This is a genomic window from Pseudozobellia sp. WGM2 (genome assembly GCF_017810075.1).
Taxonomy (GTDB): Bacteria; Bacteroidota; Bacteroidia; order Flavobacteriales; family Flavobacteriaceae; genus JADNYK01.
In genome coordinates this window covers 1-497 of record NZ_JADNYK010000044.1, presented here as the reverse complement: position 1 = coordinate 497, position 497 = coordinate 1, and the positions used below count along the sequence as shown (strand labels likewise).

1 protein-coding gene is annotated in these 497 nt (G+C 39.6%); it reads left to right on the top strand.

Annotated elements, in window-relative coordinates; all coding sequences use genetic code 11:
• The first annotated feature begins 101 nt into the window (after positions 1 to 101).
• Positions 102 to 488 carry a plasmid mobilization relaxosome protein MobC gene (gene mobC, locus IV512_RS19730; protein ID WP_209406482.1) on the top strand — a complete coding sequence of 129 codons (387 nt, stop codon included), beginning with the start codon at positions 102 to 104 and terminating at the stop codon, positions 486 to 488.
• Positions 489 to 497: the final 9 nt, after the last annotated feature.

The following is a 497-nucleotide window of genomic DNA, read 5'->3' as shown; positions in this document are numbered from 1 at the left end:
TATAGCTTATATTTATCCGTGAAACGGATAGCGAGGTGCATTCTAAGTAACCTAGAATTGTCTACTTCTGACGAAGTGTTTTGCCCTGAAAAGCATCGAATATGGAACAACGAAAAAGAGGCCGAAAACGATTGGGAAACAAGAAGCGGTACCATAACGTAATGCTCCGTTTCAACGATAGGGAATATGAAAAATTGAAAAAAATATGTGAATCCTATGACTTGGATATTTCGGAAAGGGGAACGATAAGTCCGTTGCTGAGAAGATTGGTTCTTCAACAAGAAGCCGAAGGAAAAGATAGACTTCCCGACACTTCAAATCTTGCCTACCATATCAACAAGATAGGTAACAACATCAACCAGTTGGTCAAGGTCGCGCACCATAAGAACCTGAGAAGTCCGAACAGTAGTTTGCAAAACGAGATACAAAAAACAAACGAACTGCTGTACTCGCTCATTGAAATAACAATGGAAGAAAAAACAGGATGATAGCAAAGA

Bases quoted from the DNA above. Each gene is read 5' to 3' on its own strand.
- mobC (WP_209406482.1), top strand. From the start codon at position 102: ATGGAACAACGAAAAAGAGGCCGAAAACGATTGGGAAACAAGAAGCGG.